26 protein-coding genes and 1 tRNA gene are annotated in these 26178 nt (G+C 64.5%); 25 read left to right on the forward strand and 2 right to left on the reverse strand.

All coding sequences use genetic code 11. The features are described 5' to 3' along the window. Positions 1-79 precede the first annotated feature (79 nt). Positions 80-682, forward strand: a complete 603-nt coding sequence (locus QX121_RS00200) for a hypothetical protein (protein ID WP_315775074.1) — start codon at positions 80-82, stop codon at positions 680-682. 64 nt (positions 683-746) lie between these two features. Next, positions 747-1604, forward strand: coding sequence for a class I SAM-dependent methyltransferase (locus QX121_RS00205; protein WP_315775073.1), 858 nt, complete (start codon positions 747-749; stop codon positions 1602-1604). Between the two features lie 6 nt (positions 1605-1610). On the opposite strand, the gene pepT is transcribed toward QX121_RS00205, so the two are convergent. Further along, the gene (gene pepT / locus QX121_RS00210; RefSeq protein WP_315810860.1) at positions 1611-2867 is read right to left on the reverse strand and encodes a peptidase T; all 1257 of its coding nucleotides are present in this window, start codon (positions 2865-2867) and stop codon (positions 1611-1613) included. Between the two features lie 678 nt (positions 2868-3545). On the opposite strand from pepT, the gene QX121_RS00215 reads away from it, so the two are divergent. Continuing rightward, positions 3546-3622, forward strand: a tRNA-Asp gene (locus tag QX121_RS00215). A gap of 189 nt (positions 3623-3811) precedes the next feature. Here the strand turns inward: QX121_RS00215 and QX121_RS00220 are convergent. Next, on the reverse strand, positions 3812-4009 hold the full coding sequence (locus QX121_RS00220) for a hypothetical protein (RefSeq protein WP_315738273.1): 198 nt from the start codon (positions 4007-4009) through the stop codon (positions 3812-3814). Between the two features lie 589 nt (positions 4010-4598). Here QX121_RS00220 and QX121_RS00225 point away from each other — a divergent pair. The 22 genes from QX121_RS00225 (at position 4599) to mtnK (ending at position 25984) form a co-directional block, all read left to right on the forward strand. Next, positions 4599-4964 carry an NADH-quinone oxidoreductase subunit A gene (locus QX121_RS00225; protein WP_008964559.1) on the forward strand — a complete coding sequence of 122 codons (366 nt, stop codon included), beginning with the start codon at positions 4599-4601 and terminating at the stop codon, positions 4962-4964. After that, positions 4961-5545: a NuoB/complex I 20 kDa subunit family protein gene (locus QX121_RS00230; RefSeq protein WP_284418856.1), complete on the forward strand. Its 585-nt coding sequence runs from the start codon at positions 4961-4963 to the stop codon at positions 5543-5545. Before QX121_RS00225 ends, QX121_RS00230 begins: the two co-directional genes overlap by 4 nt. Positions 5546-5558: 13 nt before the next feature. Continuing rightward, positions 5559-6164 carry an NADH-quinone oxidoreductase subunit C gene (locus QX121_RS00235; RefSeq protein WP_315756759.1) on the forward strand — a complete coding sequence of 202 codons (606 nt, stop codon included), beginning with the start codon at positions 5559-5561 and terminating at the stop codon, positions 6162-6164. A gap of 14 nt (positions 6165-6178) precedes the next feature. Beyond that, entirely contained in the window at positions 6179-7375 is a 1197-nt protein-coding gene (locus tag QX121_RS00240) for an NADH-quinone oxidoreductase subunit D (protein ID WP_315810861.1), read from the forward strand. Beyond that, positions 7375-8334 carry an FkbM family methyltransferase gene (locus QX121_RS00245; protein WP_315810862.1) on the forward strand — a complete coding sequence of 320 codons (960 nt, stop codon included), beginning with the start codon at positions 7375-7377 and terminating at the stop codon, positions 8332-8334. Before QX121_RS00240 ends, QX121_RS00245 begins: the two co-directional genes overlap by 1 nt. 14 nt (positions 8335-8348) lie before the next feature. Beyond that, entirely contained in the window at positions 8349-8960 is a 612-nt protein-coding gene (nuoE, locus tag QX121_RS00250) for an NADH-quinone oxidoreductase subunit NuoE (protein ID WP_172236403.1), read from the forward strand. Then, complete coding sequence (locus QX121_RS00255) at positions 8957-9172, forward strand: hypothetical protein (RefSeq protein ID WP_315756756.1); 216 nt, start codon at positions 8957-8959, stop codon at positions 9170-9172. Before nuoE ends, QX121_RS00255 begins: the two co-directional genes overlap by 4 nt. A 22-nt stretch (positions 9173-9194) precedes the next feature. After that, positions 9195-10520 carry an NADH-quinone oxidoreductase subunit NuoF gene (gene nuoF, locus QX121_RS00260; protein ID WP_315738269.1) on the forward strand — a complete coding sequence of 442 codons (1326 nt, stop codon included), beginning with the start codon at positions 9195-9197 and terminating at the stop codon, positions 10518-10520. A 103-nt stretch (positions 10521-10623) separates the two neighbouring features. Then, on the forward strand, positions 10624-12693 hold the full coding sequence (nuoG, locus tag QX121_RS00265; protein ID WP_315810863.1) for an NADH-quinone oxidoreductase subunit NuoG: 2070 nt from the start codon (positions 10624-10626) through the stop codon (positions 12691-12693). Between the two features lie 10 nt (positions 12694-12703). Then, positions 12704-13774, forward strand: a complete 1071-nt coding sequence (gene nuoH / locus QX121_RS00270) for an NADH-quinone oxidoreductase subunit NuoH (RefSeq protein WP_315738267.1) — start codon at positions 12704-12706, stop codon at positions 13772-13774. Between the two features lie 7 nt (positions 13775-13781). After that, the gene (nuoI, locus tag QX121_RS00275) at positions 13782-14270 is read left to right on the forward strand and encodes an NADH-quinone oxidoreductase subunit NuoI (protein WP_006611003.1); all 489 of its coding nucleotides are present in this window, start codon (positions 13782-13784) and stop codon (positions 14268-14270) included. A gap of 9 nt (positions 14271-14279) precedes the next feature. After that, positions 14280-14918, forward strand: a complete 639-nt coding sequence (locus tag QX121_RS00280) for an NADH-quinone oxidoreductase subunit J (RefSeq protein ID WP_315738266.1) — start codon at positions 14280-14282, stop codon at positions 14916-14918. Next, positions 14915-15223, forward strand: a complete 309-nt coding sequence (gene nuoK / locus QX121_RS00285; RefSeq protein WP_284418728.1) for an NADH-quinone oxidoreductase subunit NuoK — start codon at positions 14915-14917, stop codon at positions 15221-15223. Before QX121_RS00280 ends, nuoK begins: the two co-directional genes overlap by 4 nt. Positions 15224-15288: 65 nt before the next feature. After that, positions 15289-17361 carry an NADH-quinone oxidoreductase subunit L gene (gene nuoL, locus QX121_RS00290; protein ID WP_315798452.1) on the forward strand — a complete coding sequence of 691 codons (2073 nt, stop codon included), beginning with the start codon at positions 15289-15291 and terminating at the stop codon, positions 17359-17361. Beyond that, a complete protein-coding gene (locus QX121_RS00295) occupies positions 17358-18866 on the forward strand; it encodes an NADH-quinone oxidoreductase subunit M (protein WP_315810864.1) in 1509 nt (502 codons plus the stop codon). Before nuoL ends, QX121_RS00295 begins: the two co-directional genes overlap by 4 nt. A 29-nt stretch (positions 18867-18895) precedes the next feature. Further along, the gene (gene nuoN / locus QX121_RS00300) at positions 18896-20323 is read left to right on the forward strand and encodes an NADH-quinone oxidoreductase subunit NuoN (RefSeq protein ID WP_315810865.1); all 1428 of its coding nucleotides are present in this window, start codon (positions 18896-18898) and stop codon (positions 20321-20323) included. Next, entirely contained in the window at positions 20324-21127 is an 804-nt protein-coding gene (locus tag QX121_RS00305; RefSeq protein WP_315810866.1) for a biotin--[acetyl-CoA-carboxylase] ligase, read from the forward strand. 84 nt (positions 21128-21211) lie between these two features. Further along, positions 21212-22168 carry an IS481 family transposase gene (locus tag QX121_RS00310; protein WP_315810867.1) on the forward strand — a complete coding sequence of 319 codons (957 nt, stop codon included), beginning with the start codon at positions 21212-21214 and terminating at the stop codon, positions 22166-22168. Continuing rightward, entirely contained in the window at positions 22169-23839 is a 1671-nt protein-coding gene (locus QX121_RS00315) for a ribonuclease J (RefSeq protein ID WP_315738261.1), read from the forward strand. A 45-nt stretch (positions 23840-23884) separates the two neighbouring features. Further along, on the forward strand, positions 23885-24289 hold the full coding sequence (gene mce, locus QX121_RS00320) for a methylmalonyl-CoA epimerase (protein ID WP_315738260.1): 405 nt from the start codon (positions 23885-23887) through the stop codon (positions 24287-24289). Between the two features lie 15 nt (positions 24290-24304). Next, positions 24305-24580, forward strand: a complete 276-nt coding sequence (locus tag QX121_RS00325; RefSeq protein ID WP_315738259.1) for a DUF1467 family protein — start codon at positions 24305-24307, stop codon at positions 24578-24580. Positions 24581-24682: 102 nt separating this feature from the next. Next, positions 24683-25984 carry an S-methyl-5-thioribose kinase gene (gene mtnK, locus QX121_RS00330; protein ID WP_315810868.1) on the forward strand — a complete coding sequence of 434 codons (1302 nt, stop codon included), beginning with the start codon at positions 24683-24685 and terminating at the stop codon, positions 25982-25984. Positions 25985-26178 lie beyond the last annotated feature (194 nt).

A 26178-nucleotide genomic window follows, 5' to 3' on the forward strand; every position in this document is an offset into this window, starting at 1 on the left:
CGCGGCGGTATGATGGGGCCGTTTTTCAGCCGCAGCTGCTAATTGCGAGTGTCCCATGTCTCGTCGTCCGCGACCGCCCATGACTGTTTCCTTCGTCCGCACAGGCGAGCGCCGCTACGCGGTGCGCGCGACGCTCGGCGACGGACGCACCCTCGAAATGAGCCCGGCGCCAGGCTTCGATCCCTGGATGCCGCATGATCTGCAACACTTCATCGTCGAGAAGCATCTCGGGATTGACGGCGCCGTGTTCGGGCGGCTCGCGGCCGGCGGCACGGCCGGGACTTTTCATTTGGTCCCGCATGCGACCTCGTCCCGCGAGACCGCGCGGCTGCGTCGCAGGCATGAGGCCAGGGACCAGCGCCTGATGCCGGAACGCAGCGAGGACTATGCCCGCTCCGAGCGCGCCACCTATGTGTGCTGGCAGGACTGGCTGCAGCAGGCTGACGATCCGGCGCTGCGGGCGCGCGGGGCCGAGATGGCACCGTCGGCGCGCAGCCTGCTGGGTGGGACGTCAGCGGAGGAGCGCGCGGCCTACACGCCGGTGCGGCGCGACGCCATCCGACAGGAGTTCGCGCGGCTGAGCCGACGTTGGAGCGCTCTCGCCGTCGGCGAAAGTCTCTCCGAACCGTGGTCAGAACCGGCCCACTTTCTTCCCCGAGCGCATCGCGGCCTCGTGCCTTGACAGGACAGGCGGCTGCATGCGCCATGCCGGCTCTTGCGATGACCTCAATCAGACAGGGCACATCATGCAATTGCCGGCAGGGGACGAGCGCAACGCCGACCAGATCGCCTATTGGAACGGGCCGGGCGGCCAGCGCTGGTCCGATCGCCAGGAAGCGCAGGACATCCTGCTCGCACCGGTGTCGCAGATCCTGATCGACCGCATTGCGGCCAAGCCGGGAGATCGTGTGCTCGATATCGGCTGCGGTTGTGGCGGCCTGTCGATCGCGCTGGCCGGGCAGGTGGCGCCTGGCGGGCATGTGCTCGGGGTCGACATTTCCGCCCCGATGCTGGAGCGGGCGCGCGCGGTGGCGCCGGCCGGGCTTCCCGCTGAGTTCGTGCTGGCCGACGCGACCGTGCATCCGTTCGCGCCGGCGAGCTTCGATCTGCTGGTGTCGCGGTTCGGCGTGATGTTCTTCGCCGATCCGGTGGCGTCGTTCGCCAACATCCGCCGCGCGCTGAAGCCGGGCGGCCGGGTCGTATTCGCCTGCTGGCGCGAGCCGAAGGCCAATCCCTGGATGATCGCGCCGCTGCAGGCGGTCTATCGCCACGTCCCGAAGCTGCCGGAGATGGCGCCCGACGATCCCGGTCCATTTGCCTTCGCATCGGAAGCGCGGGTGACGCGCATCCTGGGCGAGGCCGGCTTCAGCGACGTCGCGCTGGAGGCACATGCGCTGTCGCTCGACGTCGCGATCGGCAAGGGGCTCGATGCGGCCGTACAATCGGCCTTCGAGATCGGCCCCGCCAGCCGCGCGCTGGAGGGGCATCCCCAGGAGACGCGCGATGCGGCGCGGCAGTCGGTCCGCGAGCTGCTGACGCAGTATGGACGCGGCGACAGCGTGACGCTCGCCGGCTCGATCTGGCTGGTGACGGCGCGCGCCTGACGGCGCTCAGGACTGCTCTTCCCAGATCATCGCCAGATGGACGATGGTCTGCACCGCCTTCTCCATGTCCTGAACGCTGACCCATTCGAGACGCGAGTGGAAGGCATGCTCGCCGGCGAAGATGTTGGGGCAGGGCAGGCCCATGAACGACAGCCGCGAACCATCGGTCCCGCCGCGGATCGATGTCCTGACCGGCGTCAGGCCGGCGCGGCGGATCGCCTCCTCGGCATAGGTCACGATCTCCGGATGCAGATCGATGACCTCCTTCATGTTGCGGTATTGCTGCCGAACCTCCATCCGATAGTTTGATCGCGGATAGTCCTTCAGGACGTCCCTGACGATGTCCTCGAGCAGCGCTTCCTTCTGCCGCAAGCCCTGCTCGCTGAAATCGCGCACGATGAAGTCGAGTCGCGCCTGTTCGAGTGCGCCGGAGATCCCGACCGGATGCAGGAAGCCTTCCTTGCCCTCCGTCGTTTCCGGCGAGCAGCTATCCTTCGGGAGCCGCTCGATGATCGCAGATGCGATCTTGATGGCATGCTCCATCTTGCCCTTGGCAAAGCCGGGATGGGCGCTGACACCGTTGATGAGGATGGTGGCACCGTCGGCGGCAAAGGTCTCGTCCTCGATGTTGCCTGCGGTCTCGCCATCCATCGTGTAGCCGAAATCGGCGCCGAGCTTCTTCAGGTCGACCCGGTCGACGCCGCGGCCGATCTCCTCGTCCGGCGTGAACAGGATCTTGATGGTGCCGTGCTTGATCTGCGGATGGCTGATCAGGAACTGCGCCGCGTCCATGATCTCGGCGATGCCGGCCTTGTTGTCGGCCCCCAGCAGCGTGGTACCGTCCGTGGTGACGATGTCGTTGCCGATCTGGTCCCTCAACGCCGGATGCTCGGCCGCACGGATGATCTGGCTCGGGTCCTTAGGCAGCACGATGTCGCCGCCCTGGTAGTTGCGCACGATCTGCGGCTTCACGTCGGCTCCGGAGCAGTCGGGCGACGTGTCCATGTGCGAGCAGAAGCAGATCACCGGCACGGCCTTGTCGGTGGTGGCCGGGATGGTCGCATAGACGTAGCCGTGGTCGTCCAGATGGGCGTCCGAGAGGCCCATCGCCTGCAGCTCGGCTGCGAGCAACCGGCCGAGATTCTTCTGTTTGAGCGTCGAAGGGCAGGTCGGCGATGTCGGGTCCGACTGGGTGTCGATCACGACATAACGGAGCAGACGCTCGGTGACGGAGTGGGTGTGGCTGCGAAGCGGATCGGACATGGGCACCAAGAGAGAGAGGGAGACGTTACTGGAGGTATCAATATACTAATATATCAGTTATTGCATGCCAGATACCAGGGGGTGGCAACCTATCAATGGTTTCCGCTCTGATCAAAGATCGTCCGCCAGCTCCCGTGCGGAATACGGCGGGTCGCGGGCCGGCGTTGATCAGCACCGCCTCGCCGACAGCAGGATTGCGCACTCCGGCGCGCGCTACCTGCAGGATACCGACTCCGGCGATTCGAAGCTCATCTTCCTCGCACCGGTGGCGGGCGATTCGTGGGCAGCGTCCGCGAGGAATCTCCTCTCACTCGCTTCCTGGTCAGCAAGTGCGCCTCGGTGGGGACGGCGGCCGGAAATTTCAATGCCCGGTCGGAAGCATGCGCGGTCGGACTTGGCGTCCATTTTGCCATATCCGGCCTGCGACGTCGTCGCGAAGCGACCGCCAGCGCCGCCGCCGCGGGGCGGGGTTGCCGCGGTCCGGAAGGAGAGCCGCGGGACAGGTCGATTTGGCCCATCACCGTGCGGCGACTAACGTCGGCTGCCTGGGCCCAGCCAAGGAGATCGGGCGTCCTGCATTGCCCCCCATCAAGGACTTCGCACAGCTATCGGTTCATTGTCCTTGACTTCGAAACATCGCCCCTTTAAGTCGCACTCCTCCGCGGATTTCGCGATCACGCGGGAGTAGCTCAGTTGGTTAGAGCGCCGGCCTGTCACGCCGGAGGTCGCGGGTTCGAGCCCCGTCTCTCGCGCCATGTTTTCAATGGCTTAGCTATTGATGTGATCTGTCCGCTGGCGCAATCAGCGCCGCCGCGCGATCCCTTCCCGTCTACGACCTGGCGCTCCGCCGGACTGCAAGTGCTCCGTCGCCGATTTTCCGATCGGGCACGAAAAAGGCCACCCAGCGGGTGGCCTGCGACCGCTGTCAGCAGCGGACCGACGGCTCAGCGGACCATCGAGTCGCTGGAACTCGTCACGGTCACAGGCTTGCCTGCCTTCACGACGTGCGATGCCGTCTGGCTGTAATCCACATTGGCGCGGGTCGCGATACCGAAAGCGGTTACCGCGATGCCTGCGATCAGGGCAACGACGACGATCTTCAGGTGAGTCGATCGGTCTGCGGAATGCAGCGAGTGGTTCATGTCAGCCTCCCGGCGTCTCAGAGCGCCACTTTGTTGCCTGCACATGTACCCCCGCTTTGTTTCGATCCCGTTTCTTCGTTTCCTCAAAATGGTTTCATCGGTTGCAGCCGCCGCGGCGGCAATCGGGAGTATGCGGCCGGGGTTAACAGCGCGCGGCGGTGCCGGTATCGACGGCGGTCGCGGATGATCTTGATCCGGTGGCCCTTCGTGACCATCTCCCGCGGTAACGGAAGCCTATCGGGTGACGGTCCCGTCGCCTCGCTTGGATCTCCCGATCGAGCGCTGATCCGCATCCGTCTCCGACCAGCCAGCCTGCGCACACCGGCGTGCGTCCTCGCGATTGCTGATCGCCTCAGCGTCCTCCGTTGGACCGTGCGACACCGTAATGCTGCGGGTCTGCAATGCGGCTCCTGCACGCGTCATCCGTGGCGCCGTGGCTCGGTGTGTCCAGGTTTCCGCAATGTGGGGAGGGATGACACCGGCGAGACGGCTTGTCTTGCGCGGCTTGGTGCGCTGCGCTAAGGCTTCGACCAATTCCAATGCAACGAATCTGCGGTTTGCACCGAAACCGCAGAGGAAAGTGGCGCCGATGACCGGCATCCTCCAGAACTATCTCCCCCTTGTCGTGTTCATAGGTGTCGCAGCCATCATCGGGGTGGTTCTGCTGATCGCGCCCTTCCTGGTCGCCTACCAGCAGCCCGATCCCGAGAAGCTCTCCGCGTACGAATGCGGCTTCAATGCGTTCGACGACGCGCGCATGAAGTTCGACGTCCGCTTCTATCTGGTGGCCATCCTTTTCATCATCTTCGACCTCGAAGTCGCCTTCCTGTTCCCCTGGGCAGTGGCATTCGGCAAGCTCGGCGCGGCCGGCTTCTGGTCGATGCTGGTGTTCCTGGCCGTGCTGACGGTCGGGTTTGCCTACGAATGGAAGAAAGGCGCGCTTGAATGGGATTGAGCCCGACCACGTCCTCGACCGGTCCGGTAATCGCACCGGCCCCGAAGGGCATTCTCGATCCCGCGACCGGCAGGCCGATCGGTGCCAACGACCCGTATTTCCTCGAGGTCAGGCACGAACTGTCGGACAAGGGATTCTTCGTTGCCACCGCTGACGATCTCATCACCTGGGCCCGCACCGGCTCCCTGATGTGGATGACGTTCGGCCTGGCCTGCTGCGCCGTCGAGATGATGCAGGTCTCGATGCCGCGCTACGACGTCGAGCGCTTCGGCTTCGCGCCGCGCGCCTCGCCGCGCCAGTCGGACGTGATGATCGTCGCCGGCACCCTGACCAACAAGATGGCGCCGGCGCTGCGCAAGGTCTACGACCAGATGCCGGAGCCGCGCTACGTCATCTCGATGGGGTCGTGCGCCAATGGCGGCGGCTACTATCACTATTCCTATTCGGTGGTCCGCGGCTGCGACCGCATCGTTCCCATTGATATCTATGTGCCCGGCTGTCCGCCGACCGCGGAAGCGCTGCTGTACGGTGTTCTGCTGCTGCAGAAGAAGATCCGGCGCACCGGCACCATCGAACGCTGAAGGTTTTTTCGTTATGGACGACGGCAGGCTCGACGCCCTTGGGCAGACGATCGTGAGCGCGCTTCCGGGCGCGGCGATCGGCCATTCGGTCGCTTTCAATCAGCTCACGGTGAGCGTGGAGCCGGGTCGGATCGTCGAGGTTGTGAAGTATCTGCGTGATGATCCGGCTCTCCGGTTCGTCAACATCACCGACATCACCGCGGTAGACTACCCGGAGCGCGCCAAGCGCTTCGACGTCGTCTACCACTTCCTGTCTCCGACCCTGAACGCACGGATCCGGCTCAAGGCCGAGGCCGACGAGACGACGCAGGTGCCGTCGCTGATCGACGTCTTCCCGGGGGCGGATTGGTTCGAGCGCGAGGCCTATGACCTCTACGGCGTGATCTTCGTCGGTCACCCCGACATGCGCCGCCTGCTGACGGATTACGGCTTCGACGGCCACCCGCTGCGCAAGGACTTCCCCACCACCGGCTTCGTCGAGGTGCGCTACGACGACCAGGAGAAGCGGGTGATCTACGAGCCTGTCAGGCTCAACCAGGAATTCCGCAAGTTCGATTTCCTGTCGCCCTGGGAAGGCGCGGACTATCCGCTGCCCGGCGACGAGAAAGCGACGAAGTGAGTGGGAGCGCGAGCATGAACGAGCAGAGCCCGGCACTCCGCAACTTCACGATCAACTTTGGCCCGCAGCATCCGGCGGCGCACGGCGTGCTGCGCCTTGTGCTGGAGCTGGACGGTGAGGTGGTCGAGCGCGTCGATCCGCATATCGGCCTTCTGCATCGCGGCACCGAGAAGCTGATCGAGACCAAGACCTACATGCAGGCGATGCCCTATTTCGATCGGCTCGACTACGTCGCGCCGATGAACCAGGAGCATGCCTTCTGCCTCGCCGCCGAGCGCCTGCTCGGCATCGAGGTGCCGCGCCGCGGCCAACTGATCCGCGTGCTCTACTCCGAGATCGGACGGCTGCTGTCGCATTTGCTCAACGTCACCACCCAGGCGATGGACGTCGGCGCGCTGACCCCGCCGCTGTGGGGCTTCGAGGAGCGCGAGAAGCTGATGGTGTTCTATGAGCGGGCCTCCGGCTCGCGCATGCACGCCAACTACTTCCGCATCGGCGGCGTCCACCAGGACCTGCCGCCGAAGCTGATCGACGACATCGACGCATTCTGCGATCCGTTCCTGAAGGTGGTCGACGATCTCGACCGGCTTCTCACCGGCAACCGCATCTTCAAGCAGCGCAACGTCGACATCGGCGTCGTTACGCTGCAGCAGGCGTGGGAGTGGGGCTTCTCGGGCGTGATGGTGCGCGGCTCGGGCGCGGCCTGGGACCTGCGCAAGTCGCAGCCCTATGACGTCTATGCCGAGATGGAGTTCGACGTTCCCATCGGCAAGAACGGCGACTGCTACGACCGCTATCTGATCCGCATGGAAGAGATGCGCCAGTCGGTGCGTATCATGAAGCAGTGCATCCAGAAGCTGCGTGCACCGGACGGGCAGGGCCCGGTGATGATCACCGACAACAAGATCGCGCCGCCGCGCCGCGGTGAGATGAAGCGCTCGATGGAAGCGCTGATCCACCACTTCAAGCTCTATACCGAGGGCGTGCACGTCCCCGCGGGTGAGATCTATGCGGCGGTCGAGGCGCCGAAGGGCGAGTTCGGCGTCTATCTGGTGGCCGATGGCAGCAACAAGCCCTACAAGTGCAAGATCCGCGCGCCGGGCTTCGCGCATCTGCAGGCGATGGACTTCATCTGCCGCGGCCATCTGCTCGCCGACGTCTCGGCCATTCTCGGCTCGCTCGACATCGTGTTCGGAGAGGTGGACCGCTGATGGGCCATGCGCCGATCCAGTTCGATCGTGCTTCCGGAGCGCTCGAAGGAGCGAACCTCTGGGAGCGCACGGCTGCATTGGCGCTGTCGACCGGCTCGAAGATCTCGTCGCATTTCTCGCATCGCGGTTACAATCGCTGCGCCAACCTGCTGCGCTTGGCGCTGCCCGAGCGGGATATTGCGGTGAAGCTCAACCCGGACGCCGTGTTCGAGTTCCCCTATGGCGACGGCTACTGGAGCAAGCTTCTCAACCGCGACTATCACTATGAGGACGAGCTCGAGCTCCTGTTCCTCGGCACTGTCGATGTCGACTACACCTTCATCGATGGCGGGGCCAATTACGGCTACTGGTCGGTGCTGGTGTCGAGCACGCCCTACGGCTCGCACAAGGCGATCGCGATCGAGCCGTCCTCGGCGAACTTCGCCAAGCTCGCCAACAACGCCCGGATCAATGGCGACCGCTTCGAGGTGATGAAGCGCGCGATCGGCGCCAGCCGCGGCACGGCCTATCTGACCGGCACCAAGCACGAGGCCTTCAGCATTGCGGGTGGCGCCGCCGGCGGCGAGCAGGTGCCGGTGATGGCGCTAGATGACCTCATCGACGACGGCAACGTCGCCGCTTCCGGCAAGTACCTGATCAAGCTCGACGTCGAGGGCGTCGAGATCGAGGCGATCAAGGGTGGGGCGCGGCTGCTTGCGACCGACAGCATGGTCCTGTGCGAGGAGCACGGCCAGGATCGCAATCATACGGTGTCGCGCTACATCCTCGATGAAACGCCGATGCAACTGATGGTCTACGACCCCGCGAGCGGCCGCTTCGAGATCGTGACCGAGCTGTCGATCCTCGACCGCATCAAGGCGTCCGCTCACGTCGGCTATAACGTGTTCGGAACTGCAAGTGCCTTCTGGCAGAATCGCGTCGCAGCGCTCAATGCAAGTGCCGCGCGCCGCATGCAATGAAAGACTGAAGAGCCATGTCCGTCCGCCGTCTTGCCCCGAAGGAAGTCCAGCCCGCGAGCTTTGCGTTCACGGAGGAAAACCTCGCCTTCGCCAAGGCTCAGATCGCGAAATACCCGGAAGGCCGGCAGGCCTCGGCGGTGATCGCGATCCTGTGGCGCGCCCAGGAGCAGAACGAGGGCTGGGTGTCCGAAGCTGCGATCCGCGTCGTCGCCGACATGCTCGGCATGCCCTACATCCGCGTGCTCGAGGTCGCGACTTTCTACACCATGTTCCAGCTGCAGCCGGTCGGCAAGAAGGCCCACGTCCAGGTCTGCGGCACGACGCCATGCCGGCTGCGCGGCGCCGAGGAGCTGATCGAGGTCTGCAAGCACCGTATTCATCACGACCCCTTCCATCTGTCGAAGGATGGCGACTTCAGCTGGGAAGAGGTCGAGTGCCTGGGCGCCTGCGTGAATGCGCCGATGGTGCAGGTCTGGAAGGACACGTATGAGGACCTGACGCCGGAGAGCTTCGGCAAGGTGCTCGACGGCTTCGCGACCGGCAACCTGCCGACGCCTGGTCCGCAGAACGGCCGCCAGTTCTCGGCGCCCGCCGGCGGTCCGACCACGTTGAAGGAAAAGACATGAGCCGCAAGCGCACCCGCGTTGCGGCCCTGAGCCAAGAGGGCGCCGCGATGAAGAACTGGCGCTACGTGGCGCTGCATACACTCGCGGCCGCCGCTTTCATTTTCGTGCTGCAGCGGTTCGCGCTCAACGCGACGCTGGAGTCCAGTCTGCTGTGGGCGCTGGTGTTCGGCGGCTGCGCCGCCTTCATCGCCACCATGCAGTCGAACCGCTGACATCCGAGGAAGCCGTCTGATCATGCTCGACGACAAGGACCGCATCTTCACCAACCTCTATGGCCTGCATGATTGGGGCCTCGAAGGCGCACGCCGGCGCGGCAGCTGGGACGGCACCAAGGCGCTGATCGAGAAGGGCCGCGACTGGATCATCAACGAGATGAAGGCGTCGGGCCTGCGCGGCCGCGGCGGCGCCGGCTTCCCGACCGGCCTGAAATGGTCGTTCATGCCGAAGGAATCGACCGACGGCCGGCCGAGCTATCTCGTGGTCAACGCCGACGAGTCCGAGCCCGGCACCTGCAAGGATCGCGAGATCATGCGGCATGATCCGCATCATCTCGTCGAGGGCTGTCTGCTCGCCAGCTTCGCGATGAATGCGCATGCCTGCTACATCTATGTGCGCGGCGAGTTCATCCGCGAGCGCGAGCGGCTGCAGGCGGCGATCGATCAGGCCTATGAGGCCAACCTGATCGGCAAGAACAACATCCATGGCTGGCCGTTCGATGTCTACGTCGCCCACGGCGCCGGCGCCTATATCTGCGGCGAGGAGACCGCGCTGCTGGAGAGCCTCGAGGGCAAGAAGGGCCAGCCGCGGCTGAAGCCGCCATTCCCGGCCAATGTTGGCCTCTATGGTTGCCCGACCACGGTCAACAACGTCGAGTCGATCGCGGTGGCGCCGACCATCCTGCGCCGCGGTGCGGCGTGGTTTGCCGGCATCGGCCGTCCGAACAATGTCGGCACAAAACTGTTCTGCATCTCCGGTCACGTCGAGCGGCCCTGCAACGTCGAAGAGGCGATGGGCATCCCGTTCCGCGAGCTGATCGAGAAGCATTGCGGCGGCATCCGCGGCGGCTGGGACAATCTGAAGGCCGTCATCCCCGGCGGCTCGTCGGTGCGCATGGTGCCGGCCGATCAGATCATCGACACGCCGATGGATTTCGACAGCCTGTCCAAGCTGCGCTCGGGCCTCGGCACCGCGGCCGTGATCGTGATGGACAAGTCGACCGACCTGATCCGGGCGATCGCGCGCATCTCGTATTTCTACAAGCACGAGAGCTGCGGCCAGTGCACGCCGTGCCGCGAGGGCACCGGCTGGATGTGGCGCGTGCTGACCCGCATGGCCGAGGGCCGGGCGCACAAGCGCGAGATCGACATGCTGCTCGAGGTCACCAAGCAGATCGAGGGGCACACGATCTGTGCGCTGGGTGACGCCGCGGCGTGGCCGATCCAGGGCCTGATCACGCATTTCCGTCACGAGATCGAGGCGCGGATCGACCAGTATTCGCACAAGGCCGATGTCGACGACGTCGGCGTGCGCGATCCCGCGCACATGGTGGCGGCGGAGTAGGCGATGGCAGGCCGACCTGCCAGCAAGGTTTTCCTCCGCGCCTGCCGCGCCTTCACGGTGCGCGACGGCGCGGTGGCTCGTGGTTTGAGAGAGATGTGAGGCAATGACCAAGATCATCATCGATGGCAAAGAGATCGATGTGCCGCCGGAGTACACGCTGCTGCAGGCGTGCGAGGCGGCCGGCGCCGAGATCCCGCGCTTCTGCTATCATGAGCGGCTGTCGATCGCCGGCAACTGCCGGATGTGCCTCGTCGAGGTGAAGGGCGGACCGAAACCGGTCGCGAGCTGCGCCTGGGGCGTGCGCGATTGCCGGCCGGGCCCGAAGGGCGAGCCGCCGGAAATTTCGACCCGGTCGCCGATGGTCAAGAAGGCACGCGAAGGCGTGATGGAATTCCTTCTGATCAACCATCCGCTCGACTGCCCGATCTGCGACCAGGGCGGCGAGTGCGACCTGCAAGACCAGGCGATGGGCTATGGTGTCGACACCAGCCGCTTCGCCGAGAATAAGCGCGCGGTCGAGGACAAGTATCTCGGCGCGCTGGTCAAGACCTCGATGAACCGCTGCATCCAGTGCACGCGCTGCGTCCGCTTCTCGGCGGAAGTCTGCGGCGTGCCGGAAATGGGCGCGATCGGCCGTGGCGAGGACATGGAGATCACGACCTATCTCGAGCAGGCGCTGAGCTCGGAGCTGCAGGGCAATCTGGTCGATATCTGCCCGGTCGGTGCGCTGACCTCGAAGCCCTACGCCTTCGCCGCACGCCCTTGGGAGCTCGGCAAGACGCAGTCGATCGACGTTATGGATGGGCTCGGCTCGGCGATCCGGGTCGACACCCGCGGCCGCGAGGTGATGCGCATCCTGCCGCGCATCAACGATGCCGTGAACGAGGAGTGGATCTCCGACAAGACCCGTCACGTCGTCGACGGCCTGCGCACGCAGCGGCTCGATCGTCCTTATGTCCGCGAGGATGGCAAGCTGCGCCCGGCCTCCTGGCCCGAGGCGTTCAAGACGATCGCGACCAAGCTGTCGCGCATCGACGGCAAGCGCATCGGCGCGATTGCCGGCGATCTCGCCGCAGTCGAGGAGATGTACGCGCTCAAGGATCTGCTCGCCAAACTCGGCTCGACCAACGTCGCGGTGCAGGGCGGTGACAGCTTCGATGCCAAGCTCGGCCGTGCGTCCTACCTGTTCAATCCGACCATCGCCGGCATCGAGCAGGCCGACGCGATCCTGATCGTCGGTGCCAATCCGCGCAAGGAAGCGGCTGTGCTCAACGCCCGCATCCGCAAGCGTTGGCGCTCCGGTCAGCTCAAGGTCGGCGTCGTCGGTCCCAAGGCCGATCTGACCTATGCGTACGAGCACATCGGCGCTGGCACCGACTCCCTGAGCGACGTCGCTGCCGGCAAGCATTCGTTCGCGACCACCTTCCGCAATGCCAAGAACCCGATCGTGCTGGTTGGCGCCGGCGCAGCCGGGCGTCATGACGGCGCGGCGATCCTGTCGCTGGCGGCCAAGATCGCGATGGACGTCAACGCCGTGCGCGATGACTGGAACGGCTTTGCCGTGCTGCACGACACCGCCTCGCGGGTCGGCGCGCTCGACATCGGCTTCAACGGCACCGGACTGACCGGCGCCCAGATGACCACCTTCGGCACGATGGACGTGATGTTCCTGCTCGGCGCCGACGAGGTCGAGGTGCCCGAGGGCGTGTTCACCGTCTACATCGGCACCCACGGCGACCGTGGCGCGCATCGCGCCGACGTCATCCTGCCGGGTGCGGCCTATACCGAGAAGTCGGGCCTCTACGTCAACACCGAGGGCCGGGTGCAGATGGCCGGCCGGGCGTCGTTCCCGCCGGGCGAGGCACGCGAGGATTGGGCGATCATCCGCGCGCTGTCCGACGTGCTCGGCAAGAAGCTTGGCTACGACTCGCTGGCCGCTCTGCGCGCTGCAATCATCAAGGCCGTGCCGCATCTCGGCCGCATCGACCAGATCGAGGCGGGCAAGATCGCCGACATCAAGACCCTGGCGGGCAAGGGCGGCAACCTCGAGAAGGCGCCGTTCAAGCCGCTGATCGACGACTTCTATCTCACCAACCCGATCGCGCGCGCATCGGCGGTCATGGCGGAATGCTCCCGCCTGGCTTCCGGGCAGATGCTGACGGCAGCGGAGTGAGCGTGACCTGATGGCTGATTTCTTTGCAAGCTCGTTCTGGACCGGCTTCCTCTGGCCGCTGATCGTCATGGTCGCGCAGAGCGTCCTGCTCCTCGTCGTCCTGCTGGTCGCGATTGCCTACATCCTGCTGGCCGACCGCAAGATCTGGGCGGCGGTGCAGATCCGCCGGGGTCCCAACGTGGTCGGGCCCTGGGGCCTGTTTCAGTCGTTCGCTGACCTGCTGAAGTTCGTGCTCAAGGAGCCGATTATTCCGGCCGGCGCCAACAAGGGCGTGTTCCTGCTGGCGCCGCTGGTCTCCTGCGTGCTGGCGCTGGCGGCCTGGGCGGTGATCCCGACCAATCTCGGCTGGGCGATCGCCGACATCAATGTCGGCATCCTCTTCATCTTCGCGATCTCGTCGCTGTCGATCTACGGCATCATCATGGCCGGCTGGTCGTCGAACTCGAAGTACCCGTTCCTGGCGGCGCTGCGTTCGGCGGCACAGATGGTGTCCTACGAGGTCTCGATCGGCTTCGTGATCATCACGGTGCTGCTCTGCGCCGGCACCCTGAACCTCTCAGCGGTGGTCGAGGCGCAGCATGCGCGCGGTCTCGCCAGCCTGATCGGCCTGCCTCAGTTGACGATCCTGAACTGGTACGTCTGGCCGCTGTTCCCGATGTTCGTGGTGTTCTACGTCTCGGCGCTGGCCGAGACCAACCGTCCGCCGTTCGATCTGGTGGAGGCGGAATCGGAGCTCGTTGCCGGCTTCATGGTGGAATACGGCTCGACGCCGTACCTGCTGTTCATGCTCGGCGAGTATGTCGCGATCACCACGATGTGCGCGCTGGCGACGATCCTGTTTCTGGGCGGCTGGCTGCCGCCGATCGACCTGCCGCCGTTCAACTGGGTGCCGGGCGTCATCTGGTTCTCGCTCAAGCTGTTCTTCATGTTCTTCCTGATCGCGATGGCGAAAGCGATCGTGCCGCGTTACCGCTACGACCAGTTGATGCGTCTGGGCTGGAAAGTCTTCCTGCCGCTGTCGCTGGCCATGGTGGTCATCGTCGCGGGCGTGCTGCACTTCGCCGGCATCGCGCCGAAATGAGGCTGTCATGAACATTTCCGCCACCGCACGGTCGCTGCTGCTGCAGGAGTTCGTCTCCGCGTTCTTCCTCGCGATGCGTTACTTCTTTCAGCCCAAGCCGACCCTGAACTATCCGTTCGAGAAGGGCCCGATCTCGCCGCGCTTCCGCGGCGAGCACGCGTTGCGCCGCTATCCCAACGGCGAGGAGCGCTGCATTGCCTGCAAGCTCTGCGAGGCCGTCTGCCCTGCGCAGGCGATTACCATCGAGGCCGGCCCGCGCCGCAACGACGGCACCCGCCGCACGGTGCGCTACGACATCGACATGGTGAAGTGCATCTATTGCGGCCTGTGCCAGGAGGCCTGCCCGGTCGACGCCATCGTCGAGGGACCAAACTTCGAGTTCGCGACCGAGACCCGCGAGGAGCTGTACTATGACAAGGCCAAGCTGCTCGCGAACGGCGACCGCTGGGAGCGCGAGATCTCCAAAGCCATCGCGCTCGACGCGCCGTACCGCTGAGGCCGTCCGATGATCCTTCCTGCGCTCTTCTTCTATCTCTTCGCGGCGGTCTGCGTAGCCTCGGCCGTGATGGTGATCGTCTCCAAGAACCCCGTTCATTCGGTGCTCTATCTGATCCTCGCCTTCGTCAACGCCTCCGGCCTGTTCGTGCTGATGGGAGCCGAATTCCTGGCGATGATCCTGGTCGTCGTCTATGTCGGCGCGGTTGCGGTGCTGTTCCTGTTCGTGATCATGATGCTCGACGTCGACTTCACGGAGCTCCGCGAGGGCTTCCTGCAGTACATGCCGATTGGCCTCGTCATCGGCGGTATCTTCCTGTTCGAGCTGCTGCTGACGGTGTCGTATTGGGTCATCAACCCGACGGCGCCGAAGGCGATCACCGCGGCGATCCCGACCAACGTCACCAACACCGAGGCACTCGGCCTCGTGCTCTATACGAAATACATCCATTACTTCCAGCTGTCGGGCATGATCCTGCTGGTGGCGATGATCGGCGCGATCGTGCTGACCCTGCGCCACAAGGCGAGCGTCAAGCGCCAGGACATCAACGTCCAGAACGCGCGCACGCCCGAGATGGCGATGGCCGTCCGCAAGGTTGCGGTCGGGCAGGGGCTGCAGGATACGGACGCCGCGGAGTGGGTGAAATGACCATCGGACTGGGACATTACCTCGCCGTCGCCGCGATGCTGTTCACGCTCGGCATCCTCGGCATCTTCCTGAACCGCAAGAACATCATCGTCATCCTGATGTCGATCGAGCTGATCCTGCTCGCGGTGAACATCAACCTGGTGGCGTTCTCCACCTTCCTCGGCGACATCGTAGGGCAGGTGTTCGCGCTGCTGGTTCTGACCGTTGCGGCGGCGGAAGCCGCGATCGGCCTCGCCGTGCTGGTGGTCTACTTCCGCAACCGCGGCTCGATTGCGGTTGAAGACGTCAATCTGATGAAGGGCTAAGGGCGCATGATCCGCACAGATGGGGGCCGGCTTGCCGGCAAGGTCATGCGTAAGGGGACGGGCGAATGATCCAGGCCATTGTCTTTCTGCCGCTGCTCGGCGCGATCCTGGCCGGCCTGATCGCGCTGCTGGGGGCGCATGGACGCCATCCGAGCGGCGATGTGGTCGAGCATCATCACGACGACGGCCATCACCACGGCGCCGCCGACGCGCAGGCACATGACGATCACGGTCATGGGCACGATGACCATCATGTCGCCGAGCCGCCCGCGGCCGGCACCTGGGCCGCGCAGGTGATCACGACGGCGCTGTTGTTCGTGTCGGCCGGCCTATCCTGGGCGATGCTGATCAGCGTCGGCTTCATGCATCATGAGGCCGGGGTCAAGGAGCTGCTGCCCTGGATCAATTCCGGCGAGCTGCAGGTCTCCTGGGCGCTGCGCGTCGATACGCTGACGGCGGTGATGCTCGTCGTCGTGACCAGCGTGTCCTCGCTCGTGCATCTCTATTCGATCGGCTACATGGACGAGGATCCGAACCGTCCGCGCTTCTTTGCCTATCTGTCGCTGTTCACCTTCGCGATGCTGATGCTGGTGACGGCGAACAACCTCGTGCAGCTGTTCTTCGGCTGGGAGGGCGTCGGTCTCGCCAGCTACCTGCTGATCGGCTTCTGGTTCCAGAAGCCGTCGGCCAACGCTGCCGCCATCAAGGCCTTCGTCGTCAACCGCGTCGGCGATTTCGGCTTCGCGCTCGGCATCTTCGCCGTGTTCCTGCTGGCGAAGTCGACCGACTTCGAAACCATCTTCGCCGCAGCGCCAAGCTTCGCCGGCAAGACCATCAACTTCCTCGGCTGGAATGCCGACGCGCTGACGCTGACCTGCCTGCTGCTGTTCATGGGTGCGATGGGCAAGTCGGCGCAGTTCCTGCTGCACACCTGGCTGCCGGACGCGATGGAAGGTCCGACCCCGGTCTCGGCGCTGATCCACGCCGCGACCATGGTCACCGCCGGCGTGTTCATGGTGGCGCGCCTGTCGCCGCTGTTCGAGCTCGCGCCCAATGCGCAGGCCGTGGTGATGTTCTTCGGCGCCACAACCGCGTTCTTCGCCGCGACCGTCGGCCTCGTGCAGAACGACATCAAGCGCATCGTCGCGTACTCGACCTGCTCACAGCTCGGCTACATGTTCGTGGCGATGGGAGCAGGGGCCTACTCGGTCGGCATGTTCCACCTGTTCACGCACGCCTTCTTCAAGGCGTTGCTGTTCTTAGGGTCAGGCTCGGTGATCTACGCGATGCACCACGAGCAGGACATCCGCAACATGGGCGGCCTGTGGCGCAAGATCCCATACACCTTCGCGGTGATGACGGTCGGCACCCTGGCGCTCACCGGCTTCCCCGGCTTCGCAGGCTTCTTCTCCAAGGACGCGATCATCGAGGCTGCGTACGCCGCACACAATCCGTTTGCGACCTACGCGTATTTCCTCACCATTGTCGCCGCCGGCCTGACCTCGTTCTATTCCTGGCGCCTGGTGTTCAAGACCTTCTTCGGCACGCCGCACGACCAGCACCACTACGATGCCGCACATGAGAGCCCGATCTGGATGCTGATCCCGATCGGCGTGCTCGCGGCAGGCTCGATCCTGGCCGGCCTCCCGTTCAAGGGCGTGTTCACCGATCCCCATGGTGTCGAGCACTTCTTCGGCGAGTCGCTGAAGATGAACCCGCACATCCTGGAGGACATGGAGCATATGCCGTTCTGGCTCGCTCAACTGCCGTTCATCATGATGGTGCTGGGCTTTGCGGTCTCCTACTTCTTCTACATTAGTCGTCCGGACATCCCGGAGGAGCTGGCGGCCCAGCAGCCGCTGCTCTACAAGTTCCTGCTCAACAAGTGGTACTTCGACGAGCTGTATGACGTGATCTTCGTCCGTCCTGCGAAGTGGCTCGGCCGCTTCCTCTGGAAGAAGGGCGACGGCTTCGTCATCGACGGGTTCGGTCCGGATGGTGTCTCGGCGCGGGTGCTCGACATCACGCGCAACGTCGTCAAGATCCAGACCGGATATCTCTATCATTATGCCTTTGCCATGCTGATCGGCGTCGCCGGCCTGATCACCTGGTTCATGTTCATGGGGGGCCAGCAATGACCACCTGGCCAATTCTCTCTGTCGTCACCTTCCTGCCCATCGTCGGCGCGCTGCTGATCTATCTGGTGCGCGGCGACGACGAGGCGGCCCGGCGCAACGCGCGCTGGATCGCGCTGTGGACCACGCTGATCACCTTCGCGGTGTCGGTGATCCTGGTGCTGCGCTTCGATCCGGCACAGACCGACTTCCAATTCGTCGAGAAGTCGAACTGGCTGGCGGCCGGCATCAGCTATCACATGGGCGTCGACGGCATCTCGCTGCCGTTCGTGATCCTGACCACCGCTTTGATGCCGTTCTGCATCGTCGCGAGCTGGAAGTCGGTCACCAACCGGCTGCGCGAATACATGATGGCGTTCCTGATCCTGGAAACGCTGATGGTTGGCACGTTCTCCGCGCTCGACCTCGTTCTGTTCTATCTGTTCTTCGAGGGCGGCCTGATTCCGATGTTCCTGATCATCGGGGTCTGGGGCGGTCCGCGCCGGGTCTACGCCTCGTTCAAGTTCTTCCTCTACACGCTGCTTGGCTCGGTGCTGATGCTGCTCGCCATCATGGCGCTGTACTGGAACGCCGGCACGACCGACATTCCGACCTTGATGCATACGGCGGTGCCGCGCTCCTTGCAGACCTGGGCATGGCTTGCCTTCTTCGCCTCCTTCGCGGTGAAGATGCCGATGTGGCCGGTTCACACCTGGCTGCCGGATGCGCACGTCGAGGCGCCCACCGCGGGCTCGGTGATTCTCGCCGCGATCCTGCTGAAGATGGGCGGCTACGGCTTCCTGCGCTTCTCGCTGCCGATGTTTCCGCTGGCGTCGCACGACTTCGCGCCGCTGGTCTTTACGCTCTCGGCGATCGCGATCATCTACACCTCGCTGGTCGCGCTGATGCAGGAGGACATCAAGAAGCTCATTGCGTACTCCTCGGTGGCACATATGGGCTTCGTGACGATGGGCATCTTCGCCGGCACCATGCAGGGCGTCGCCGGCGGCGTGTTCCAGATGATCTCCCACGGCATCGTCTCGGGCGCGCTGTTCCTCTGCGTCGGTATCGTATACGACCGGATGCACACCCGCGAGATCGCGGCCTATGGCGGCCTCGTCAACCGGATGCCGGTCTATGCGCTGGTGTTCATGGTGTTCACCATGGCCAATGTCGGCCTGCCCGGCACCTCCGGCTTCGTCGGCGAGTTCATGACCCTGCTCGGCACTTTCAAGGTGTCGATCCCGACCGCGTTCTTCGCGACCTTCGGCGTCATCCTCTCGGCGGCCTACGCGCTGTGGCTCTACCGCAAGGTGGTGTTCGGTGCGCTGAGCAAGCCGTCGCTGGCCAGCATCAAGGATCTCACCCTGCGTGAGGGCGTGATCCTGTTTCCGCTGGTGGCGCTGACCATCCTGTTCGGCGTTTATCCGAAGCCGATCCTCGATATGTCGGCGGCGTCGGTGCAGCAGCTCGTCAACAACTACAATACCGCCGTGACGGCCGTGAAGGCCGCCGCGCTGCTCCAATGATGAGACCTTGAGGGGTCGGGACACAGACGATGATCGAGAATCTTGGGCCTCAGCTTTGGGTGGTGTTGCCGGAGCTGCTGTTGGCCGTGGGGGCCATGGCGCTGTTGATGCTGGGCGCGTTTCGCGGACAGGGGACGACGGGGCTCGTCACCTGGCTGGCGGTCGCTCTGCTGATCGTGGTCGGCATCCTGGTGCTCGGGCAGCCGGGCGGCCAGGCGTTCGGCGGCAGCTTCATCGCTGACAGCTACGCGCGCTTCCTGAAGATCCTGGCGCTGATCGGCTCGATCGCGACGCTGATCATGTCGGTCGAATTCCTGTCGGCGCCGGACCGCCGCATCTTCGAATATGCGATCCTGGTGCTGCTCTCGACCTTGGGCATGCTGGTGCTGATCTCGGCCGGCGACCTGATCACGCTCTACCTCGGTCTCGAGCTGATGTCGCTCGCGCTCTACGTTGTCGCGGCCAGCCATCGTGACAACGTCAAGTCGACAGAGGCCGGCCTGAAGTACTTCGTGCTGGGCGCGCTGTCCTCCGGCATGCTGCTCTACGGCGCCTCGCTGATCTACGGCTTCACCGGCACGGTGAGCTTTGCCGGGATCGCAGCGGCGACGAAGACCGGCAGCGTCGGCATCATTTTCGGCCTCGTCTTCCTGTTCGCCGGCATGTGCTTCAAGGTCTCGGCGGTGCCGTTCCACATGTGGACGCCGGACGTCTATGAAGGCGCGCCGACGCCGGTGACGGCGTTCTTCGCCTCCGCGCCCAAGGTCGCGGCGATGGCCGTGTTCGCGCGCGTCGCGCTGACCGCATTTCCCGGCATCACCTTCCAATGGCAGCAGATCATCGTGTTCGTCTCGATCGCCTCGATGGCGCTTGGCTCGTTCGCCGCGATCGGCCAGACCAACATCAAGCGCCTGATGGCCTATTCGTCGATCGGCCACATGGGCTTCGCGCTGGTCGGTCTCGCCGCCGGTACGGTCGAGGGCGCGCAGGGCGTGCTGACCTACATCGCGATCTACGTCGCGATGACGCTCGGCTCCTTCGCCGTGATCATGGCGATCAAGCGCAACGGCCAGTCGTTCGAGAAGATCAGCGATTTTTCGGGACTTTCGCGCACCAATCCGCTGCTCGCCTTCTTCTTCGCGATGCTGCTGTTCTCGCTGGCCGGCGTTCCTCCGCTCGCGGGCTTCTTCGCCAAATGGTACGTGTTCGTCGCCGCGATCAAGGGCGGGCTGTTCACACTGTCGGTGATCGGCGTCCTTACCAGCGTGGTCGGCGCCTACTATTATCTGCTGATCGTCAAGACGATGTATTTCGACGAGCCGCTGCCGACGCTCGATCCCGTCAGGATCGAGCTGCGCACCGTGCTCGCGATCTCCGGCATCTTCAACATCCTGTTCTTCGCCTATCCCGGCCCGCTCGTCAGCGCGGCCGCGGCTGCGGCGAAATCGCTGTTCTAGATGACGTTTGCGCTAGGGTCCCAGGCCGCCAAGGCTGGCTACGGACTCGTCACGTTCGACCAGACCGGCTCGACCAATGTCGAGGCGCTGAAGTCAGCCCGAGAGGGCGGCAGGGCGCCATGCTGGTTCGTCACATCGGAGCAGACGGCTGGGCGCGGCCGGCGCCAGCGTCCGTGGATCGCCCCGCGTGGCAATCTGGCCTCGAGCGTGCTGGAAGTGCTGAACGTGGCTCCTGCGATCGCAGCCACGCTCGGCTTCGCCGCGGGCCTCTCCATCGAGAGCGCGTTGCGCCAGGTGAGCATCGAGGCTGCGCTGCGGTCCGGAGCACACGCGTCATTTGCGCTGAAATGGCCGAACGACGTTCTCGCTGACGGCCGCAAGATCGTTGGCATGCTGCTCGAGGCGGAGCAGGTGGCTGGCGGATTGGCGGTGGTTGCCGGCATCGGAACCAACGTGGTGGCGGCGCCGCCGGATACCCCGACACCGGCGGTATCGTTGGCGGACCTCGGCATCCAGGTGACCGCCGAGGACCTGTTCTCGGCGCTGTCGGATGCCTGGGTCGAATATTTCGGCATCTGGAACGAGGGGCGGGGCTTCGGTGATATCCGCAGGCTCTGGCTGGAGCGGGCGGCAGGCCTCGGCCAGCCGGTCGCCATCAGGTCCGGACATGCTATCATCGAGGGGATTTTCGACACGATCGACGAACAGGGTTGTATGCTGGTGCGGACCGCGGAGGGACGATTGGAGCCGATCACGGCCGGTGATGTTCATTTCGGCTCGGTCGCATCCAAAGGAGCGGTCTAGATGTGGTCTCTCAGGAGGTTGTCCATCTGGTCTGAACCGAGGAAGCTGAGGTTGCGAAGCTTCAGTGTTCCAAGGAGAGACCAGATGAACGTCCACAAGAATGCGCCTTTGACGCCCAAAGGTCGAGAGGCGATGGTTCGAAGCGTGGTGGAGGGTGGGCTGAGCCAGGCCGGCGCGGCTGACCTCTTCAACACGACGCCGAAGACCGTCGCCAAATGGGTCAAGCGCTTCCGCGCAGAAGGTGTGGATGGCTTGCTCGACCGCTCGTCGCGACCTCATTCATCGCCGAGCCAAACCCCGTCAGCCACATGCACAGCCATCGAGGTCTTGCGCCGGCAGCGCCACACCGGCAAGCAGATCGCAGCCGAAGTCGAGGTGTCGCCGGCTACCGTCAGCCGTGTTCTTCGCCGTTTGGGCTTGAACCGGATACGCGACCTGGAGCCGGCCGAGCCGGTTCGTCGCTATGAGCGCGAGAACCCCGGCGAGATCATTCACATCGACATCAAAAAGCTCGGGCGTTTCGAGCGCGTCGGCCACCGCATTACCGGCGATCGGAGTGGTCCGAACAAGAGCCGCGGCGCCGGCTGGGATTTCGTCCACGTCTGCATTGACGACCACTCCCGCGTCGCCTTCTCCGAGATCAAGCCCGACGAGACGGCGGACAGCGCTGTTCCCTTTCTCAAGGCGGCTGTAGCCTATTACAGAAGCCTCGGCGTCACCGTCACGCGCGTCATGACTGACAATGGGAGCTGCTACCAGTCCTTCGCCTTCCGCGACGCTTGCCGGGACCTGGGCATCAAGCACATCCGCACCAAGCCCTACACGCCAAAAACTAACGGCAAGGCCGAGCGCTTCATCCAGACCGCACTTCGGGAATGGGCTTACGCCCAAGCCTATCCCACCTCAGATCGACGCGCCGAAGAGCTGCCGATCTGGCTGCACCAATACAACTGGCACCGGCCCCACGGTGGTATAAAATCTCAAACGCCGATCAGCAGACTCGGGTTGACCGAGGACAACCTCTTGAGGCTCCACATCTAGATGGCACGTCCCGACGAACTGACATTTGCGCCGCTCGGAGGTGTCGGCGAGATCGGCATGAACCTGTCGATCTACGGGCTCGGCAATCGCCACCAGCGCTCGTGGCTCGCGATCGATCTTGGCGTCTCCTTCGGCGATGAGGAGCATTTGCCGGGCATCGACCTGATCATGCCCGACGTCGCCTTCCTGGAGAAGGAGCGCAACAACCTGGTCGGCCTCGTGCTGACCCACGCGCATGAGGACCATTTCGGCGCCATCATCGATCTGTGGCCGCGGCTGAAATGCCCGATCTACGCGACCAAGTTCAGCGCCGCGCTGTTCGAGGCCAAGTGCGAGGCTGAGCGCCTCCCGGCCAAGATCCCGGTCAAGGTGATCCCCTCCGGCGGCCGCGTCGACATCGGTCCTTTCAACGTCGAGTTCATTCCGGTCGCGCATTCGATCCCTGAATCGCACGCGCTGGCGATCCACACCGAGGTCGGAACCGTCCTGCACACCGGTGACTGGAAGATCGATCCGACGCCGGTGTTGGGCGCGCCGACGGATGAGAAGCGGCTGCGCGAGCTCGGCGACGCCGGACTTCTCGCCTTGATCGGGGATTCCACCAACGCGGTGCGCGAGGGACGCTCGCCGTCGGAGGCCGAGGTTGCCAAGACGATTACGACCCTGGTCAAGGAGGCGCGCGGCCGCGTGGCCGTGACCACCTTCGCCTCCAACGTCGCGCGTATCCGCGCCGTCGCCGAAGCGGCGCGCGCGGCCGAGCGCGAGGTCGTCATCGTCGGCCGCGCCATGGAGCGCGTGGTCCAGGTCGCGCGCGAGACCGGTTATCTCGATGGCGTGCAGAACTTCCGCGGCATGGACCTCTACGGCCACTTTCCGGCCGACAAGGTGCTGGCGCTGTGCACGGGCAGCCAGGGCGAGCCGCGCGCCGCGCTCTCGCGCATCGCCAATGACGATCATCCGCTGGTCACCTTGAACAAGGGCGACACTGTCATCTTCTCGTCGCGCACCATCCCCGGCAACGAGAAGGCGGTCGGCGCCGTCATCAACGGGCTGGTGCAGCAGGGTATCGAGATCATCACCGACCGCAATCATCTGGTTCATGTCTCCGGCCATCCGCGCCGCGACGAGCTGCGCGACATGATCGCGTGGACGCGGCCGCAGCTCTTGATCCCCGTCCATGGCGAGGCACTGCATCTGCACGAGCACGCGAGGCTGGCGCGCGCCTGCGGCGTGCCCAAGGTGATCACCTGTCGCAACGGCGATCTCGTCAAGCTTGGTCCCGGCGATCCCGGAATCATCGACCAGCTGCCGGCAGGGCGCCTCTACAAGGACGGCAGCATCGTCGAGGATTCGAAGTCGCGCGCCGTGGTCGAGCGTCGCAAGATGGCCTTTGCCGGCTGCATCTTCGTGGCGCTCGCCATCACCGAGAAGGGCGAGCTGGCCGACGATCCGGAAGTCGACATGGTCGGCATCCCCGAGAAGAATGCGGCGGGCGAGGAGATGGACGACATCGTCTTCGATGCTGTCGTCTCTACCTTCGAAGGTCTGCCGCGGGCGCGCCGGCGCGATCCGGACGCGGCGGCAGAATCCGTCCGGCGGGCGGTGCGTTCGGCGGTCAATGAGCAATGGGGCAAGAAGCCGATCTGTCTGGTTCACGTCCTGGAAGTCTGACGCAGGCCGATCAAACGGCGGTTCAAAAGAAAAGTGGAGGATGTCATGCTGGGCCGGCTCAACCACGTCGCCATCGCGGTCAAGGACGCGGAAAAGGCCGCCAAGATCTACGGCGCGGCATTCGGCGCCGAGATATCCCCAGCCGTCCCGTTGCCTGAGCACGGCGTGATCACCGTGTTCGTGACCCTGCCCAATACCAAGATCGAGTTCATTCAGCCGCTGGGCGAAGCGTCGCCGATCGCGAAGTTTCTCGAGCGCAATGCGGATGGCGGCATCCATCACGTCTGCTACGAGGTGGCCGACATCATCGCCTCGCGCGACACGCTGATCAAGGAGGGCGCCCGCGTGCTCGGCGACGGCCAGCCGAAGATCGGCGCCCATGGCAAGCCGGTGCTGTTCCTGCATCCGAAGGATTTTTCCGGCGCGCTCGTCGAGATCGAGCAGGCCTGAGGCAGCGGGGCGATCATGGCCTATACGATCTCTACCTGGCTCGCGATCTACTTCGTGCTGTGGTGGGTCATGCTGTTCGTGACCCTGCCGTTCGGCGTGCGCAGCCAGCACGAGACGGGCGGCGGCTCGCCCGGCACCGATCCCGGGGCGCCGACCATCAGCCTGATGGGACGCCGCCTGATCTGGACGACGCTGCTGTCGGCGGTCGTGTTCGGCCTGGCACTCGTGGCCTATCAGGCCGGGTATCTCAGCATCGAGCGACTGTCGCGGCTGATGGGGATTCCGTTCTAGCTGCCGCTCGCATCGCACAACGTTCTCTCGAAGCCGATGCGCGGACGCGCGTCGGCTTTTTTGCTATAGGAGGTCAAAACAAGTTCGATAGGGAGGTTGCGCGTGACGACATCGGCCGAGGCCCGGAACGGGACGCCATCGGGCTATCGCATTCTGAACGAGACTGATCTTCGAAACTATCTCGCGGGGATCCCTTCAGTTGCAGGGCAACTCGGCGGACCGGCCGAGCGCTGGTCGATCACCGAGGTCGGCGATGGCAACCTCAATCTCGTCTTCATCGTCAAGGGATCGTCCGGCGGACTCGCGGTGAAGCAGGCGCTGCCTTACGTGCGGCTGGTCGGCGAGAGCTGGCCGCTGCCGCTGTCACGCGCCCACTATGAGCATCTGGCGCTGACGCATCAGAACCGCCTTGCCCCGGGCCTCGTGCCGGCCATCGTTCATCATGATCCGGCGCTGGCGCTGACGGCGATGGAGCTGCTGGAGCCGCACATCATCATGCGCAAGGGGCTGGTCGCGGGCACGATCTATCCGGCCTTCGTCGATCACATCACGACCTTCATGGCGCGGACGCTGTTCTTCTCGTCCGACCTCGCGCTGTCTGCCGCCGCGAAGAAGGAGGCGATCGCGAGCTTTGCCGGCAATCATGCGCTGTGCAAGATCACGGAGGACCTGATCTTCACCGATCCCTATCGGATCGCTGAGCAGAACCGCTGGACCTCACCATGGCTCGACGCGACCGCGGCCGACATTCGTGCCGATCTCGATCTTCATGTCGCGGTCTCCCGGCTGAAGCTGAAGTTCTTGTCGAGCGCCGAGGCGCTGATCCATGGCGACCTGCACACCGGATCGATCATGGTCACGGAGACTGAGACCCGGGTGATCGATCCGGAATTCGCCTTCTACGGCCCGATGGGCTTCGACGTCGGTGCTGTCCTGGCCAACTTGTTGATGGCCTATTTTGCGTCGGCCGGACACGAGCGCGCGCCCGCCGACAGGGCGGCATTCGAGGGCTGGGTGCTGATCACCGTGGACCAGGTGTGGAGCGCGTTCGCGGGCAAGTTCCTGGCGCTGTGGCGCAGCGAGGCCATCGGCGATGCCTATCCGCTCTCGCTGTTTCCCGGTGAAGCAGGAACTGCGCGGCTTGAGGCCGAACGTCAGGCCTTCATGGCGCGCCTGTTCCAGGATGCCGTCGGACTTGCAGCCGCGAAGATCATCCGTCGTATTCTCGGCCTGGCGCACAACATCGATTTCGAGCTGATCGAGGATGAGAAGCGGCGCGCGACCTGCGAGGCGCGGGCATTGCGCTTGGCCCGAACGCTGATGGTGGAGACGGCATCGTTCACGTCGATCGAGGCCGTGACACGCGCCGCGCGCGAGCTGCGTCACTGGCAGCCTGGTTTTTGATTCACGGGGTCAACGTCATTGCGAGGAGCAAAGCGACGAAGCAATCCAGAATCTTCGCAAGCCTCTGGAATGCTTCGCTTCGCTCGCAATGACGGAAACAGATGCGTAGGGTGGGCAAAGGCACGCGGCGACGGTCTGTCGTCGTTTGCAATGTCAGATCGCGCCGTGCCCACCATGTCTCACGTGCCACTTAG

Source organism: Bradyrhizobium sp. SZCCHNR2028, from assembly GCF_032380995.1.
GTDB lineage: Bacteria > Pseudomonadota > Alphaproteobacteria > Rhizobiales > Xanthobacteraceae > Bradyrhizobium.